The sequence below is a fragment of the Rhodopseudomonas parapalustris genome (genome assembly GCF_053772255.1).
This window is the reverse complement of sequence record NZ_JAMKBZ010000006.1, coordinates 164,066-179,747: the sequence shown is the minus strand read 5'-3', so window position 1 is coordinate 179,747 and position 15,682 is coordinate 164,066. Positions and strand designations below refer to the sequence as shown.

14 protein-coding genes are annotated in these 15,682 nt (G+C 64.5%); 4 read left to right on the top strand and 10 right to left on the bottom strand.

Annotated elements, in window-relative coordinates; genetic code table 11:
• The first annotated feature begins 48 nt into the window (after positions 1–48).
• Complete coding sequence (locus M9H71_RS08185) at positions 49–1,548, top strand: porin (RefSeq protein ID WP_455404552.1); 1,500 nt, start codon at positions 49–51, stop codon at positions 1,546–1,548.
• 150 nt (positions 1,549–1,698) lie between these two features.
• On the opposite strand, the gene M9H71_RS08180 is transcribed toward M9H71_RS08185, so the two are convergent.
• The 3 genes from M9H71_RS08180 to M9H71_RS08170 form a co-directional block, all read right to left on the bottom strand.
• Entirely contained in the window at positions 1,699–2,205 is a 507-nt protein-coding gene (locus M9H71_RS08180; protein WP_455404551.1) for a MarR family transcriptional regulator, read from the bottom strand.
• Between the two features lie 212 nt (positions 2,206–2,417).
• Positions 2,418–4,583: a lytic transglycosylase domain-containing protein gene (locus M9H71_RS08175; RefSeq protein ID WP_455404550.1), complete on the bottom strand. Its 2,166-nt coding sequence runs from the start codon at positions 4,581–4,583 to the stop codon at positions 2,418–2,420.
• A 305-nt stretch (positions 4,584–4,888) separates the two neighbouring features.
• Positions 4,889–5,737 carry a BA14K family protein gene (locus tag M9H71_RS08170; protein WP_455404549.1) on the bottom strand — a complete coding sequence of 283 codons (849 nt, stop codon included), beginning with the start codon at positions 5,735–5,737 and terminating at the stop codon, positions 4,889–4,891.
• On the opposite strand from M9H71_RS08170, the gene M9H71_RS08165 reads away from it, so the two are divergent.
• Positions 5,682–6,092, top strand: a complete 411-nt coding sequence (locus M9H71_RS08165; RefSeq protein ID WP_455404548.1) for an NADH:ubiquinone oxidoreductase subunit NDUFA12 — start codon at positions 5,682–5,684, stop codon at positions 6,090–6,092. The genes M9H71_RS08170 and M9H71_RS08165 overlap by 56 nt on opposite strands.
• A 25-nt stretch (positions 6,093–6,117) precedes the next feature.
• Here M9H71_RS08165 and M9H71_RS08160 read toward each other — a convergent pair whose 3' ends face one another.
• Complete coding sequence (locus tag M9H71_RS08160; protein WP_455404547.1) at positions 6,118–6,822, bottom strand: DJ-1/PfpI family protein; 705 nt, start codon at positions 6,820–6,822, stop codon at positions 6,118–6,120.
• A 122-nt stretch (positions 6,823–6,944) separates the two neighbouring features.
• Between M9H71_RS08160 and M9H71_RS08155 the strand changes: the two genes are divergently transcribed.
• Positions 6,945–7,883, top strand: coding sequence for a GlxA family transcriptional regulator (locus M9H71_RS08155; protein ID WP_455404546.1), 939 nt, complete (start codon positions 6,945–6,947; stop codon positions 7,881–7,883).
• A 22-nt stretch (positions 7,884–7,905) separates the two neighbouring features.
• Here M9H71_RS08155 and M9H71_RS08150 read toward each other — a convergent pair whose 3' ends face one another.
• On the bottom strand, positions 7,906–9,240 hold the full coding sequence (locus M9H71_RS08150; protein WP_455404545.1) for an agarase: 1,335 nt from the start codon (positions 9,238–9,240) through the stop codon (positions 7,906–7,908).
• A 107-nt stretch (positions 9,241–9,347) separates the two neighbouring features.
• Positions 9,348–10,292: an alpha/beta hydrolase gene (locus M9H71_RS08145; RefSeq protein ID WP_455404544.1), complete on the bottom strand. Its 945-nt coding sequence runs from the start codon at positions 10,290–10,292 to the stop codon at positions 9,348–9,350.
• A 243-nt stretch (positions 10,293–10,535) separates the two neighbouring features.
• Between M9H71_RS08145 and M9H71_RS08140 the strand changes: the two genes are divergently transcribed.
• The gene (locus M9H71_RS08140) at positions 10,536–11,459 is read left to right on the top strand and encodes a DUF2155 domain-containing protein (protein WP_455404543.1); all 924 of its coding nucleotides are present in this window, start codon (positions 10,536–10,538) and stop codon (positions 11,457–11,459) included.
• Between the two features lie 429 nt (positions 11,460–11,888).
• Here the strand turns inward: M9H71_RS08140 and M9H71_RS08135 are convergent, their stop codons facing one another.
• The 4 genes from M9H71_RS08135 to M9H71_RS08120 all read right to left on the bottom strand — a co-directional run bounded on the left by M9H71_RS08135 (position 11,889) and on the right by M9H71_RS08120 (position 15,593).
• Positions 11,889–12,692 carry a S1C family serine protease gene (locus M9H71_RS08135; protein ID WP_455404542.1) on the bottom strand — a complete coding sequence of 268 codons (804 nt, stop codon included), beginning with the start codon at positions 12,690–12,692 and terminating at the stop codon, positions 11,889–11,891.
• Between the two features lie 504 nt (positions 12,693–13,196).
• Positions 13,197–13,517, bottom strand: coding sequence for a hypothetical protein (locus tag M9H71_RS08130; RefSeq protein ID WP_455404541.1), 321 nt, complete (start codon positions 13,515–13,517; stop codon positions 13,197–13,199).
• A 123-nt stretch (positions 13,518–13,640) separates the two neighbouring features.
• The gene (gene aat / locus M9H71_RS08125) at positions 13,641–14,318 is read right to left on the bottom strand and encodes a leucyl/phenylalanyl-tRNA--protein transferase (RefSeq protein ID WP_455404540.1); all 678 of its coding nucleotides are present in this window, start codon (positions 14,316–14,318) and stop codon (positions 13,641–13,643) included.
• 57 nt (positions 14,319–14,375) lie between these two features.
• Complete coding sequence (locus M9H71_RS08120; RefSeq protein ID WP_455404539.1) at positions 14,376–15,593, bottom strand: citrate transporter; 1,218 nt, start codon at positions 15,591–15,593, stop codon at positions 14,376–14,378.
• Positions 15,594–15,682: the final 89 nt, after the last annotated feature.

The window sequence follows — 15,682 nt, the reverse complement described above, 5'->3', positions numbered from 1 at the left end:
GCACTTTGCGGACCGGAACCTTCCCGACAGAGCAACTTGGAGGTTTACATGAACATCGTTAAGGGCCTGTTCCTCGGCTCAGCGGCGGCTCTTCTCGCCGTCAGCGGCGCGCAGGCGGCCGATCTCCCGTTGAAGGCCAAGGCGGTCGAATACGTGAAGGTCTGCTCGATCTACGGCGCCGGCTTCTACTACATCCCGGGCACCGACACCTGCATCAAGCTCGGCGGCTATCTGCGCGCCGACGTGACCATCGCTGGCGGTGGCGCTTACAATACTCCGGCATGGAACGGGGCATCTGGTCAGAAGAATCGCCTCGCGAACGACTACGTTTTCAGGTCTCGTCAGGATCTGAACCTCGATACTCGCACCGCGACCGAGTACGGTGTCGTCCGTACTTATTTCGATGCGACCTTCAACTGGACGACTGCTGACGGTGTTGGGGCTGGCTCACTCGGCGTTTACTACGCTTTTGTCCAGTTTGCTGGCTTTACTTTCGGTAAGGCCGTTTCCCAGTTCGATACGCCCTGGACCGGGTATCCGGGCAATAACAGCTCATTCCTGCTTGGTGGCTATGACGACGTCACTGGTATCAACCAGGTGTCGTATACCGCGGAGTTCGGCAACGGCGTGTCGGCCTCGATCTCCCTCGAAGATCAGTCGTCCTATCTGCAGCCGGGTCTGTACAACACCAGCAATCCGGGCCTTACTACCACCGCGGGCACCGGCACCCTTCTTCCGACTTATCCGAATGGTGTTTTTGGTGTGAATTCGTACGCCGGCACCTCGATTCCTGACATCGTCGGCAAGGTGCGTGTTGACCAGGCTTGGGGCCTGTTCCAGGTTTCGGCAGCTGCGCACCAGCTTCGCGCCAGCTATTACACGCCGACCGATGAGACGAGCGGTCACCCCGGCGACACTTGGGGTTACGCAGTTCAGGGCGCACTGTCGCTCAAGAACCTGCCGACCGGCCCTGGTGACAGCATCAACATTACGGCGACTTATGCCAATGGTGCGACTACCTATGTGACCGGAACGGGTAAAGTCTCCCCGACCACCCCGAGCTTTGCGATCTACGGCAACAACAGCATTCCGGGCACTTACCAGAGCTTGGCGATCGGCGGTTTGTCCGACGGTGTGTTTAGCAATGGCTCTGGTATCGAAAAGACCACCGCATGGGGCGTGCGAGGTGCATTTAACCACAACTGGAACCCGTACTGGTCGTCTTCGCTATTCGGTGCCTATACCAAGGTGGACTACAACGGCACAGCTACCGGTATGATCTGTAATGGTTCGGCGGGTGCGATCACCTCGCGCACTGGTGTCTGCAATCCCGACTTCGCTGTTGCTCAGATTGGTACTGTAACCCGTTGGACTCCGGTCAAGAACCTGACGCTCTCTGGTGAGGTCATGTACACTTATCTGGATCAGAGCTCGAGCGGGACTGCTGTCCTTGCAGCTCCTGGTGCGACTAAGCCGCTTGGCCAGACCTATGAGTTCAAGGACCAGGGCGTCTGGAGCGGCAACCTCCGCGTTCAGCGGAACTTCTGATCCTCGCTTATTCGAAGCGATAATAATGACGAACCTCGGCGGGAAACCGCCGAGGTTTTTTTATCTGAACCTATTCGGCGATTTGACTGCGAGACTATAGCGCTCTGGAGAATTCTTGTTTTTGCTTTTGTAATTACGTCTGTTGTGAACTCACAGGCCCGCGGAGAATTTGATGCAAGCCTTCTCAAGACGATTTTTTAAGCTTGTAAGCTGAACGACTAACTGCTCCAGCTTCTCGTTGGTCAGTTCGTCGAAAATGAAATCGTGCAGTGCTTGCTCGTCGGCTGCTGTACTTGCAATCTGCTTGTAGGCGCGATCGGTCAGCGAGAGCTTCACGACTCGTGCGTCGACCTCATCGATCTTCCGCAGCAGGAGCCCTTTCTTTTCCAGCAATTTCGATTGTGTGGTGATGAAGGAGGGGTCTACCAACATCGCCTTCGCCGTATTCCGCACCGACACCCCTTGCTCTTCTTCAGCCTCTAATACTGTGAGCAAGATTGCGAATTGTGGGCCGCTTATCCCGAGACGTCTTGCACGAAGTTGGCGGAGCTCGTCCAAATACACGCTCAAACTTGCCACTACAGACATGAACCGGCGCGAAAAATCGCTGTCAATTCGGGCGAGGGAGGCGGAGCCAACCAAGTTCTTTTTTGCCATTCGGAAAAGGCTTACTGAAAAGGTGGTTTGGGGGTGAGCTCTGCAATGTATAACTGCAGACGTCCTATAATTGCATTATGGTCAATATGATGTGTCGGTCCACCGATATTTGGATCGATCAGTTAGGCTTCTGGAATTCGACTAAACGAGGCGCATCGCGTGCAAACGCCGGCAATCGGTTTTGCCAGATACAGTCTGGGAGACTGGTGCAGTCATTCGCCGCTGGCGCCGCGGCGGAGGTCGGCTTCGATCTGCAGCCTCTGACCGCCGCCGAAACGGGCGCGATACACCTGCAGATTTTCCATGATCCGCTGCACGTAGTTGCGGGTTTCCGAGAACGGGATCAGCTCGACCCAGTCGACGGCGTCGACCTTCGGATCGCGCGGGTCGCCGTAGCGCTCCACCCATTTGCGCACGCTGCCGCGCCCGGCGTTGTAGCCGGCGAAAGTCATGATGTAGGAGCCGCGGTAATCGTCGATCAGGCCACCGAGCTCCGCAGCGCCCAGTGCCGCGTTGTAGACCGAGTCCGACCTCAGGCGTTGGACATCGAAGGTGCAGCCATGACGGCGGCAGACGTATTTGCCGGCGTCGGGCGTCACCTGCATCAGGCCGTAAGCCTTGGCCGGAGAGACCACGGCGGGGTTGAAGCCGCTTTCCTGGCGCGCGATGGCGTACACGATCGCCCGCTCGACCTCCGGGCCGACCGACCTGAACTGTGGAATGCCGATCACCGGATAGGCGTAATGATCGAACGGCAGGCCGCGATTGAGAGCTGCCTTGCCGACCAGCAGCATGGCGCGGGCGTCGTTGTGACGTGCTGCTGCCTCGCTGAGACCGATCAGAGCGTCGACATCGCCGTTCTCGCCGACATCGGCAAAGATCGGAATCGCCATCTCGCCCTCTTCGATTGCGTACAGCAAGTTCACCGCGCGGACGACCTCGAGCCGGTCGACGTTGCGGCCATGGCCCGACGGAGGACCGTTGAGGTCGAGTTGCGGCAGGCCGAGTTTCGCGCGCGACAACTGGCCGTAATAGCTGGTGGAGTGCGCCGCCGACGCCGAGTAGGCGTTGCGGGCCTCTTGAATGTTGCCGGCAGCCTCTGCCGCGCGGCCCTGCCAATAGCCGGCGCGCGCCAGAGCGGTGGGGTTGGTGGTGTCGCGGCCGAGACGGGCGAAGTGCTGCGCGGCGGTCCGCGGATCCCCCAGGAACCGCAGCGCAATCCAGCCCGCGGTGAATTCGTGCTCGGTCTTGTAGACGCCTCTGGTCGGCGTCGCTGCGTCGCGCGCGACCAAATAGGCAAGGCGATAATCGCCGATGTCGATCAGCTTGCGAGCCACCAGCCGGCGCTCGATCCACCATTCGTCGACATTGTGCAGCCGGTTCGGATCGCGGGGTACCGTCAGCATCAGGCGGCCGGCTTCGGCGATCTTGTCGTCGCGTCGAAGTAACTGGATCTTGCTGAACAGATAGCCCGGATCGCGGTGCAATTCGTCCGGGACTGCGGCGAGCAGGGACTTGGCGTTCGACGCCTTCTTGTCGACCGCGATCCGCGCCCGAGCGAGCGCGAGCTGTGCGCTTCCCAGGCGCTTGGCGGCGCGCAGAGCCGGACCGAGGTCGCTACCGTAAAGGAAGGAGTCCATCCGCGCTTTCTGGTCGCTCGCCGTGATCAGCGGGCCGAACAGCTCCATCGCGGTGGTTTCGGTGGCCTCCGACATCGTGTCGTTGCGCCAGGCGTCGGTCACCAGTTGCTCGGCCGTGCGCCGGTCGCCGCGAGCCAACACGGCACGCGCCAGCGCCAGCTTGCCCTTGCCGGTCGAAGGACGTTCATCCTCGAAGAACGACAGCACGGTCCCGTCGTCGCGCCGGTCGTCCCACAGCGCCGCTTCGGCGCGCCGGCGGAGAAAGCTCTGCGACGGCCAGCTCGGATTGGCCCGAACGAATGCCGCGTATCGTTCGACGGTGGCGCCGTTGTTCTCGCTGCGCAGGATCACCCATTCGGCGAGCTTGCGCGCCACGGGATCCGCGATGGTGTTGGCGACCTCGGTGGCATCACCCGGCTTTCGCTTGCGTACCAGGTCGATCACGTTCTCCAGCGCGCCCGCATCGGCTGCGGAAGTTGATGCGGTCGCTGCCAGAGCCGAGCGCTTCGCCGGCTTGTGCAGCGTCGCTGCGGGCGGTCGCTGACGCATCGGTTCGACCGCTGCGGCGGGGCTGGTGACGGCGAGCTTGGTCGATGGGCGGGGATCGGGAATCGGCAGCGACTGCGCCGCGGCCTTCGGCGCGCTTCGCGCGATCGGTCGCGACTTCGGCAGCGGAACCTTCGAGGCCGCGTTCGCAGCTTCGACCAGTCCCGCACAGCCCAGGCTGAGCGCCAGCATCGCTGTGGATGCCTTCAACGCCGCAGTGAGGCGCGGCGTTCGTCGTGATTGAGATGAGCGATGCAAAGCGCTGCGGCCTCCCTGTGGGAGCGATTTGGCGATTCTGGCAGCATCGCCGACAGAAGTTAAGGCGCGCCGAAAAGCGACTCCGGCGGGCGTGATCACGCTTCACTTGCAGCGATTTGGGGGCAAAAGCACGGCGAAACGATCAATGCTGGGTGAGTCCGATCGCCGCAGGTTTCCACTGAGCCAAACGAAAGCGGCGCCGAAAACGGCGCCGCCCATCAAGCCAGCCGAACTAAGCCTTACGGGCAGGGATGCCGCCTGCCATCGTAGCCCAGATAGGTCCCGGACGCTGGATCGTAGGACTTGAAGCGCTGCCGGCAATAAGCGTCGCTGTTGCTGTCGTCGGGAACAACCGTGACCGTCGTCGTCGGCTCATCGTAGTCGCCGTAATAATACGGGTCGCTGTAGTAGCCGTAGGAGGGCGCCCCCCAAACCCCGCCGACCGCGTAGCCCGGCCAGTAGCCGCCCCCGCGCCAGCGATGTCCGTGCCATCCGCCGCCGCCGTTCCAAGGTCGGCCGCCGCCTCCATGCCATCCACCCCCACCGTGCCATCCTCCGCCGCCCTGCCATCCGCCGCCGCCGCCAGCGACTCGCGGGCCAACCGGAGCGCCGTGCGCGATTGCTGCTCCGGCAAGGCCGCCGCGGCTGATGCCACCGCCACCGAAGGCCGGGCCGCCGCCGCCGCGTCCTGCAACGGCAGGGCCCTGGGCGAAGCTCGGCGCCGTGGCGAGGGGTAGGGCGATGGCCAGCGCGGCCACCGCACTCAAGGTTTTCAGCTTTAACATCACAAACTCCATCGACGGGACTTGCTCGGAACGCCCGCTCGCGGTCTCAACCCGGTTGGATCGCCGTCGTTCCCATCCGTCGCCCGTCAGCGAAAGCTCATCCCATTCAACTGTATAGAGACTGAATGAAATGCGGTGATTTTGCGGAACCGGCACCGACGCTTGTTCGCAGGCGTTCGCAACGGCTGGACAAGCGGGCTCGCCGGTGGCATCAGGGAAACTGTTGTCGCCGCCGAGGATGCGCCAGATGAAACTGTTTTTGCTGCGGATTTTTACCTGGTGGAACGGCTTTACGTTCGGCACCCAGCTTTGGACCTGGCGGTTTGGCGAGCTGGTCGGCACCGACGATCAGGGTAACCGATATTTCCGTACCAAGGGCGGCAAGATCGATCCCAGCCTCGGCTTTGAGCGGCGCTGGGTGCTGTACAACGGCTACGCCGAGGCGAGCCGGGTGCCCCCGGAGTGGCATGGATGGCTGCACCATGTGGTCGAGGTGCCGCCGACCGAAGAGAGCTACACGCCGCGGGAGTGGATGAAGCCGCACCATCCGAACCTCACCGGCACGCCGCTGGCGCATCGGCCGAGCGGCTCGACCCTGTCGACCGGCCGCCGGCCGAAGGCGACCGGCGACTATCAGCCCTGGACTCCCGGCGCCTGACTCGACGCATCAGGCGGTCCGATCATCAGACCGCCGGCCCGAAATCGCGTGCCAATCGATCTGAGGCGCGCTTGATCGCATCGACGCGGGTTCGACGCGCCCCCTGCATGCGCTGCTTCAACATCGACACGACCTCTTCCGGTGCGGTGTCCGGCGATCCGGCGTCGAACGGCGGCGCCGGATTGTATTCCAGCATGAGCTGGATCGCCTGCGCCGTGCTGCGGTCGGCGAGGATCTCCGCCAGCGTCAGCGCAAAATCGATTCCCGCAGTGACGCCGCCACCGCTGATGCGGTTGCGGTCGATACAGACCCGCGACCGGTCCGGGATCGCCCCGAATGCCGCCAGATCCTCGATCGCCGACCAGTGGGTGGTGGCGCGATAGCCGCGCAGCAGGCCCGCCGCGCCGAGCACCAGTGCGCCGGTGCACACTGAGGTGACATAGCGCGCGTGCTCCGCCTGGCGGCGAAGGAAGCCGAGAGTCTCCTCGTCGCTGACGAGATCGTCGGTGCCCGAGCCGCCGGGGACGCAGATCACATCGAGTTGCGGACAGCCGGCAAAGTCGATCGTCGGCGGCAGCATCAGCGCGGTGTCGCTGGTGACCGGGGCCATCGTCTTGGCGACGAGATGCACTTTGGTGTCCGGCAGCCGCGAGAACACCTGCAGCGGCCCGGTGAGGTCGAGCTGGGTGAGCTTCGGAAACAGCAGCAGTCCGATGGTCGTGGTGGTCATGGCGATCTCCTTGTCGCTGGAGCCTTAAGCGCGCTGCGCTTGACGGGAACAGCCTGGCATGATCGTCTGCTGTCCGAAATGGCATATTTCCCTCGTTTTAGGACAATGCCGAGAGGCCTTTGATGATCGGCGTGCTGATCTATCCCGACTTTCAACTGCTCGACGCAGCAGGTCCGATCGCGGCGTTCGAGATCGCCGCGCGTCATGCGCGGCTGCCGCCCGCGATCAGGGTGATGGCCGCGGAGGCGGGGCCGGTGCGTAGTTCGTCCGGTGCCGAACTGCTGGCGCGCGGCTTGCGCCATGATCGGTTGATGCGGACGCTGATCGTCGCCGGAGGTGAAGGATCTCGCGCGGCAGCGCAGTGCGTGCGAACGCAAGCCTTTCTGCGGGCGACCGCGAGGCGCGGCTGCCGCATCGCCAGCGTCTGCTCTGGCGCGTATGTGCTGGCCGAGACCGGGCTGCTCGACGGCAAACGCGCTACGACGCATTGGGGCCGCAGCCGCGACTTCCGTCTGCGCTATCCTCAGGTCCGGCTGGAGCCGGACCGGATCTTCGTGCGCGACGGCGAGGTGTGGACGTCGGCCGGGATCAGCGCCGGCATCGATCTGGCATTGGCGATCATCGCCGAAGATTACTCCGATGCGATCGCGCGCGATGTGGCCCGGCAGTTGGTCGTTGCGCAGCGCCGAGCCGGCGGGCAGTCGCAGTTTTCATCGCTGGTCGAGCTGCAGGAGCCGTCGGGGCGGTTCGCTGCCTTGCTGTCGTGGATGCGCGAGCATCTCGACACGCCGCTGACCGTCGAGCAATTGGCCGAGCAGTCGGGTATGAGCACTCGGCATTTCGCCCGAGCGTTCCGGGATGAAACCGGCACCACGCCGTCGAAGGCGGTCGAGCGGCTGCGGCTCGAAGTGGCGCGCAGCCGGGTGCAGGCGTCCGGCGAAGCGATCGAACTGGTCGCGCAGGCGACGGGCTTCGGCGATCCGGAGCGGATGCGCCGCGCCTTCATCCGCGCTTTCGGCCATCCGCCCCAAGCGCTGCGCCGGGCCGCCAAGGCGGCATGACGGTCGCCGCTGTCGTCGTCCGTCAGGCTTGCACGGCCGCGGCTTCCGCATGAATGCGCTCAGCGTCCGCGTTCAGAGCCGTCATCGCCTGCGTCAGCTCGGGATAGATCTCGTCGTCGATGGTGACGATGCCGTAGTTGGAATCTTCGCCGTCCCAGCGGCCTTGTGCCGGCTGATCGGCATGCACGAACCAGTGATAACCGATTAGCGTCGGATGGCGCAGCGCGGCCGTCGTGTAGCGGGTGAAACCGGCGGCGCGCTCGCGCTGCGTCGGCATCCGCGGTCCGGCGCCGTGGCTGTTCGGCAGCCCGGCATCGTCGCCCCGGAACGAATATTCGCTGATCAGACACGGCCTGCCGGTCGCGGCATAGCCTTCGATCACCGCATCCGGCAACGGATCGTAACAATTGATGCTGATGACGTCGCAGAAGCGTCCGGCCGCCGCGACCACATCGCGTGGCGGGACGTAAGCGAAACGTCCGCCGAGCACCAGATGATGCGGCGCGGCGGCGCGGATCGCGGCGGCGCTGACTGATAAATAGCGCTCGGCCAGCAGGCCGGCGAAAGCGTCGCAATCGGCGAAGTAACCGCGCGCGGTCGGACTCTGCTCCTGCGCCCGATCGTTGGTGAAGAAGTTGCGGCTGAACGGGGGCGGCTGCAGCGGCGCGGCGACTAGGTCGTCCCACGATGCCAGCGCGCATTGCCATGCGGCGTTGAATTGGTCGATGCTGTCGTAGCGGCTGTTCAGCAGCGCCAGCGCAGCCCGCCGCGAGAACGGCGCCGTGGTCGCGCGCAGGATCGTCGGCAGCAGCTCGTTTTCGCCGCGCCAGTCAGGCCCCCACGGTAGTTCGTTGTCGGTGAACCAGCCGAGCACATGCGGATCGTCGCGTTGCGGCGCGCAGACCTCGCGCGCGTGCGCGCGGGCAAACTGTTCGAACTCCGGATCGAAGATGTCGCACAGCGGCCAGCCGCCACGCTTCTCGCCGAAGGCCGTGGCGAGATAGACGACGCCGGCGGCGGAGGCGAGGGGGACCGTGCCGGCGCTTGCGATCTCGGCCTCCGACCATGCGCCGAGCGTATTGAAGCCCCAGGAGGCGAGGCGGTCCGCCGCGGCGCGCCGCCACACTTGTCGGCTGCCGTATTTGCGCGTGCAAGCCTCGCGATACGGCCGACGATCAGTGCCCTGAATGTTGTCGTGGTCGAACTGCACCGAGACCACGCCCTTGGATAGAAACCTCCCGCCGTCGGGATCGACGAACCACCATCGGCCGTCGATCTCTTCGACGCGGAAGAAACCGGTGGCGTCGGCCTTGCGATCGGCGAGGCCGCCCCAGCGCGTGCGTTCAAGTTCAGACATTCCGTCGCGACGATCGGCGCCCGCGCGCCGCAGCTCCCTGTTGACCGGGCAAATCCTCGGACGGCGGGACCAACGTCTCGTTGACGCCGGTCAATGCCGGGCTGCGGCTAAAGCGCCTTCAGCCAATCGCCAATCTGGGTGACCGCGACATTGGCCTGCGGCAGCAGCTTGCCCATGGTGAAGAAGCCATGGAACTGGCCCGGATAGGTCCGGTGCTCGACCGGAACGCCGGCATCGGCGAGGCGGCGGGCGTACTCTTCGCCTTCGTCGCGCAATGGGTCGGCACCGGCGGTCATGACGAAGGCGGGCGGCAATCCGGCAAGCGTTTCGGCGCGGGCCGGTGAGGCGCGCCAATCGTCGGCGTCCTCGGGCCCACTGAGATAGTGCGCGCCGAACCAGCGGATCACCGAATGCGTCAGTAGCACGCTGGTCTCCGGTTCGCTGTGCGAAGGGTGCCGCATCGAGAAGTCGGTCGCCGGATAGATCAGGACCTGGCCGGCGAGCAGCGGTCCGCCGTGGTCGCGGGCGTGCAGCGCCACCACCGCGGCGAGGTTGCCGCCGGCACTGTCGCCGCCGACGCTGAGCTGTTCGGGATCGATGCCGAGCTTTCTGGCATTGTCGGCGATCCAGCGCGTCGCGGCGATTGCGTCATCGACGGCAGCGGGAAATTTGTGCTCGGGGGCCAGCCGATAGTCGACCGAGATCACCAGCAGTTCGCCTTCATCTGCGATTCCGCGGCACACCACGTCGTGGGTGTCGAGATCACCGATCACCCAGCCGCCGCCGTGAAAGAACACCAGCGCCGGGGCGAGGCCGCCGTCCTGACGCAGCGTCCTCGGCGTATACAGCCGGGCCGGAATGTCGCCGGCCGGGCCGGGGATGGCAATCGACTGGACCGACGCCAGCTCCGGCGGCTCGGGATTGCTGACCAGCCGCGCCGCCGAGTAGTAGGCGCGGGCTTCGGTTGCGCTCAGCGTCTCATAGGAAGGGCGGCCGGCGTCCTGGAAGGCCTGATAGACGGCAGCTGCATCGGGATCGAGTTTTGCGGGCATTGGGTTTCCTCGGGCTTCCCGGTTCGGGCCGGGGCTGTTTTTTGCGGCACCAGGGGGGCGACCCGGAGGTACCTGAAAGCAATATCTCAGGAGTTCCTCGCAATAGCCAGCAATGGGGGGCTTCGGGGCGCCGCCGACCCGCCCTTTCCCCGCCGTATTCCCCGTGTTAACCGAGAGGCCAATGCGAGCGGCCCGAAGCTGTAGAATGTCGCAAGCCTGATTCGTCGATTGAAGCCGCGCGGAATGTCCCGAAGCCTGAGCCTAGTCGGTCTTGCGGCGTTGATCGTCGCCCATTTGATCGCGTTTGCGCCCCCGGCGCAGGCGCAGATCGGCAACATCTTCTCCGATCCGCCGCCGCGGCCGCCGGGGATGGTGCCTCGCGGTGCGCCGGCCGACGACGACGAGGAAGAGGTGCCGGATCTGCCGCCGCAGGGGCGGGTACTGCCGGCGCCCAACCGTGCGATCCAGGGGTCGGCGATGCCGGGTCCGGTGCAGTCCCAGCCGCTGCCGCCGCCGCCCGGCACGACGATCATTCCGCAGACCCCGCCGCCTGCCGCTGCGCCCGGCCAGCCGAACACCGGCGTCGCCAACGCGCCTGCCGGAGCCAATCCGTTACCAGGCCTGCCACCGGGACAGCGCCAGCCGCGCGGCACGCCGCAGACCAATCCCCCGCCGTCGCCGGCGACGCTGCAGCCGGGCGACGAGATCGTCACCGAGCCGCCGGCGCAGAAGATCGTCAACAAGAAGGCCAGCTTCACCGGCCTCGACAAGATCACCGGCCGCACCATCAATTTCGATGCCGATATCGGCGAGACGGTGCAATTCGGCGCGCTGCGGGTGAAGACCGATGCCTGCTACACCCGGCCGGCGACCGAAGCGACCAACACCGACGCTTTCGTCGAGGTCGACGAGATCACCCTGCAGGGCGAGGTGAAGCGGATCTTCTCGGGCTGGATGTTCGCGGCGAGCCCAGGCTTGCACGCGGTCGAGCACCCGATCTACGACATCTGGCTGACCGATTGTAAGGATCCGGAGAAGCCGAACGTCGCCAGCGCGCAGCCCGATCCGCCGAAGCCGGCCGCCCAGCCCCAGCCGCGCCGCCGTTCGCAGCAGTCCTCGCAGCCGCGCCCGCAACGCCCGCCGCCGCTGCCGGGTTTCCAGCAGTAGATGCGCTCGGGCTTCGAGACATCGAAGCCATCGATTTGGCTTATGCTCGACGGTTCAGTGTGGCCGCCGGGCGCTGCGAACGACGTTGGGTCGTTTCAAGCAAGCAGGAACGGCTCGAGCGCGATTAGAGCGCTTGATCGATTGATTGAAGCGCTCTTGGCCCTTGCCACGGTCCAAAAGTCCGCATTCTGAAGAGCGTAGCCGGGCGTCTCGAAGGATGAGTAGCCACATCGCCTGCGCCGCATGGTTCGAGACGGCGCTTCGCGCTTCCTCACCATGAGGTTCTGCCCGTTACAACTGCTAGGAAGTGCGGTCCAGTTTCTATAAAGAGCAGAATTGTTCTAGCAGCGTTGGTTGCGCGTTTGCCTGTTCGCTTGCGCTTGGCTTCGCCATTGGCGGGGTTTGGAACGGCAGGCAGACCAGGTCCGTTCAGTTGCAGAGCACCTGAACGGTGAAGGTCTTCGCGACGTCGGCGATCGCCTCGGGAGCAAGCTCGCGTGTGCTCACCTTGCCGGTTGGGACCACACCGCTGGAATCGAGGAAGTTGGTCGCGATACCGGTCTTGATCGCAAAGTTGACGTTCTGTGGAATGTCCTTGGTCGCGGCGGCGATGTTCAAGGCATTGAGCTTCGAGACGATGACTCCGATGACGTTGCCGTATTTGTCCAGCAGCGGACCGCCGCTGTTGCCCGGCTGAACGGGCGCGGAGATCTGAGCAAGCCGGGTGTCGTCTTCCATTCCCGTCGTCGCGGTGATCGCACCGGCGGTGAAATTACCGGAGGTCGACAGGATGCCGGTGAGCGGGAAGCCAAAGACGTACACCGCTTCGCCGAGCCGCATCTGTGATCGCAGGCCCGGAATGGCCGCCGGTGACGACGCCGTCTTCAGGATCGCAAGATCGTTGGTTTTGTCCTTGGCGACGAGGGTTGCGCTCACGGCAGCACCGCCTGGAGGCAGCACATTAATGGTATAGCATTCGGCGATGACGTGGTGATTGGTCAAGATATGGCCGCTGGCCGAGACGTAGAAGCCTGTGCCTGAGCTCTTGGTGTGGCGTTTCGGTTTGGCGTCCGTCGAAGGCTCGTCCCGGGTGTCGCTCTGCGCCGTCATGAATGCCTTCTGGCACGACAACACCGCTTCGAGCGCGCGTCGGGAGCCATCCAAAGACAGCGATGCGACTCGGCGCCGATTGAGAAAAACGCCGACGCCGCCGGACTCGGCCAGCTCCACCATGAACTGGATCTTCAGGTTGCCCGAGAACACGCCCTTTTCATTGCTTCGCTCGAAGCCGAGGAATTCGCCGTTCCACCGGGTGCGACCCATGACGAGCTGCATATCGTACTGGCCATCGACCTCGACGGACGCCCAGCGCGGATTGGTGAAGGCGATGTAAGCGCTAGGCTTGTCGCCGGCGAAGCCGAACCAAACCGTCGTTCGATCCTGATAGGTCGCCGCTGCGAGACATCCGCCGACGCTCTTGCTGAATCCAACGTCCCAGCCCGAGACCTTTCCGAACGATTTATCGATGTTGAGGTCGCCGCAGCGGGCCTCCGTTGCGTAGGCAATCGACCCGACCAGCGTCACTGCAGCGATCGCCCGCGAGAGCATGTTCTTCCGCGGAAGAACTTTGCGAGGCGGGTCCACGAGCCGCGCTGCGTATGTTGTCTGCTTCATCGGCCTTCGCACTGGAAAATGGCTGCGCCTCTTGTGGAGGTGCCTTTGTCCGGTCGCGGACGCTTAGTCTCTGGCCGGACGTGTTTTCGAAGCGGCGACCCCGGCGAACGGGTCCGACATCGATGCCTGCGACTGCGCCGGACGCGATCGGTGCGAAACGTGCCGCCGATGACGCGCAGAGCGATAGACGCGCGGCTGCTGTTGTTGTGCGATGCCGTTTGCGATGATTGCCGCAGCGGCGACACCGGCGAGCGCGCCGAACACGGCAGCGCCATCGCGCGCGACGGAGCGGGTTGGATAAGAGATGACAGCGATCGCAAGAGCTGCAGCCAGCAGAGCCGGCGAGATACGCAATGACTTTTGGCCCAATGTTGTCTTCAGCATGACAGTCCCCAGATGCCCTGCCTTCGATTAGTAGAAAACTGGGTTGCGGCGGTCAAGCAATGACCGTCATGCGAGCGGCGCGCGCTCACGTATTGAACAGTTTGCTGTGGGTATCAGGATGCGTTACTTCCGCCCGATGATCGCCAGCGCTTCGGCGCCCGAAACCGGCCGATCGGTCGGCAGTGCGGCGAACGAGGCCTCGCCGTCGAGCGCGTCGTCGAGCAGGTTGCGGTAGCGCAGCCGCGGCACTTCGATCGCGCCGAAGCTCTTCAGATGATCCGTCACGAACTGGGTGTCGAGCAGGGTGTAGCCGCCGGCGAGCAGACGGGCGACGAGATGCACCAGCGCCACCTTGGAAGCATCGCGGGCGCGGTGGAACATGCTCTCGCCGAAGAATGCGCGTCCCAGGCTGACACCATACAAACCGCCGACGAGATCGCCGTCCTGCCAGACCTCGACGCTGTGGCAATGGCCGATCTCGTGTAGTCCGATGTACAGCTCGCGGATCCGGCGGTTGATCCAGGTGTCGTCACGCCCGGGCTGCGGCTCGGCGCAGCCGTCGATCACAGCCTTGAAGTCGCGATCGACCGTGACGGTGAAGACATCGGAGCGAACCGTGCGGGCCAGCCTAGACGCGATGCGGAAACCGCCGAGCGGAATGATGCCGCGCATATCGGGCTCGACCCAGAACAGCGACGGATCGTCGACACTCTCGGCCATCGGAAAGATGCCGCAGGCATAGGCCCTGAGCAGCACGTCAGGGGTGATCTCGGAGGCGGCGGACGAGTCGCGTGAGGCCATGCCGAAACCATAGCACGACGGCGCTGACGCGCGACTCTGCGGGTGCCGACGGCCGGCTCAGTGCGGCAAATCGGGGTGCCAGCCGAGCAACGCCAGCATCGCGAAGAATGCGACGAAATAAGCGATGCCGACATGCCAGCCGTGGCGCAGCCACAGCACCACCGATTTCCCCTCGGGAAACATGTTGGTGATCGCCACACCGGCCGATGAGCCGAACCACATCATCGAGCCGCCGAAGCCGACCGCGTAGGCCAGAAAGCCCCAATCGTAGCCGCCCTGCTTAAGCGCCAGCGCGGTGAGTGGGATGTTGTCGAAGCCGGCCGACACGAAGCCGAGGCCGAGCGCGGTCTGCCAGCTCGCGGTCGGCAACTCTTCGACCGGCATCAGCGAGGCGGTGGTCACCAGTGCCAACAGGAAGATCGTGCCCTTGAAGGTCGCGGGCATCAGCTCCCAGTCGGGACGACGCAGCGGCGCGGTGAGCAGGAGCACCAGCCAGACCGTCAGGCCGAGTACCGGCACATGGTCGAGCAGCGCCGGGAATTTCATATTGGCGGTGACGTTGGCGGCCAGCGCCGCAATCAGGATTGCGGCGACGATGCCGACCCGCATCCATTCGATGCGCAGGCCTTTGGGCGCGTTCTTGACGATCGGCGAGAATTTCTGCTGCTGGATCGACGCCGGCACCGCGAACAGCGCCAGCGCGATTCCGGCAGCGACATAGGCGTCGAGCACTTCGACCGGACTGACGCCGTGGATCCACATCATCGTTGTCGTGGTGTCGCCGACGACGCTGCCTGAGCCGCCGGCGTTGGATGCGGCGACCATCGCGGCCAGGTAGCCGATGTGCACCCGGCCGCGGAAGACGTGTCGCGCTACCATGCCGCCGATCAGCGCGGCGGCGATGTTGTCGAGGAAGCTCGACAGCACGAACACCAGGCCGAGCAGCACCACCGGGCCTTTCCAGTCGTCGGGCAGCAGCGCCGGCATCTCGTCGGGAATGCCGCTCTTTTCGAAATGCGCCGAAAGCAGCGCAAACCCCATGAGCAGAAGGAACAGGTTCGCCAGCGTCACCCATTCGTGCTGCATGTGCAGCGCCAGCCCGGTCAGACCAGTGCCGGTCTTGAAGCCGGCGAACAACAGCTTGTAGCCGACCACGGTGGCCAGCCCGGTCAGCGCGATCAGTAGGGTATGGCGATGGAAAATCGCCACGCCGACCAGCGTGGTGGCGAACAGGATGAAATCGAGCGGAATGCCGAATACCAAAACCGGAGTCACGGCAGCCTCGTGCCGGGGAGGGTGGCCTGCAGCGCACCGACGCGCCAACGGTATGCAGGCGGCAACACGCCGCCGCTGAGAGCCTGAAC

Coding starts and splice junctions, on each gene's coding strand:
- M9H71_RS08185 (WP_455404552.1), top strand. CDS start 49: ATGAACATCGTTAAGGGCCTGTTCCTCGGCTCAGCGGCGGCTCTTCTC.
- M9H71_RS08180 (WP_455404551.1), bottom strand. CDS start 2,205: ATGGCAAAAAAGAACTTGGTTGGCTCCGCCTCCCTCGCCCGAATTGAC.
- M9H71_RS08175 (WP_455404550.1), bottom strand. CDS start 4,583: ATGCTGGCGCTCAGCCTGGGCTGTGCGGGACTGGTCGAAGCTGCGAAC.
- M9H71_RS08165 (WP_455404548.1), top strand. CDS start 5,682: ATGAAACTGTTTTTGCTGCGGATTTTTACCTGGTGGAACGGCTTTACG.
- M9H71_RS08160 (WP_455404547.1), bottom strand. CDS start 6,822: ATGACCACCACGACCATCGGACTGCTGCTGTTTCCGAAGCTCACCCAG.
- M9H71_RS08155 (WP_455404546.1), top strand. CDS start 6,945: ATGATCGGCGTGCTGATCTATCCCGACTTTCAACTGCTCGACGCAGCA.
- M9H71_RS08150 (WP_455404545.1), bottom strand. CDS start 9,240: ATGTCTGAACTTGAACGCACGCGCTGGGGCGGCCTCGCCGATCGCAAG.
- M9H71_RS08145 (WP_455404544.1), bottom strand. CDS start 10,292: ATGCCCGCAAAACTCGATCCCGATGCAGCTGCCGTCTATCAGGCCTTC.
- M9H71_RS08140 (WP_455404543.1), top strand. CDS start 10,536: ATGTCCCGAAGCCTGAGCCTAGTCGGTCTTGCGGCGTTGATCGTCGCC.
- M9H71_RS08135 (WP_455404542.1), bottom strand. CDS start 12,692: ATGGTGGAGCTGGCCGAGTCCGGCGGCGTCGGCGTTTTTCTCAATCGG.
- M9H71_RS08130 (WP_455404541.1), bottom strand. CDS start 13,517: ATGCTGAAGACAACATTGGGCCAAAAGTCATTGCGTATCTCGCCGGCT.
- aat (WP_455404540.1), bottom strand. CDS start 14,318: ATGGCCTCACGCGACTCGTCCGCCGCCTCCGAGATCACCCCTGACGTG.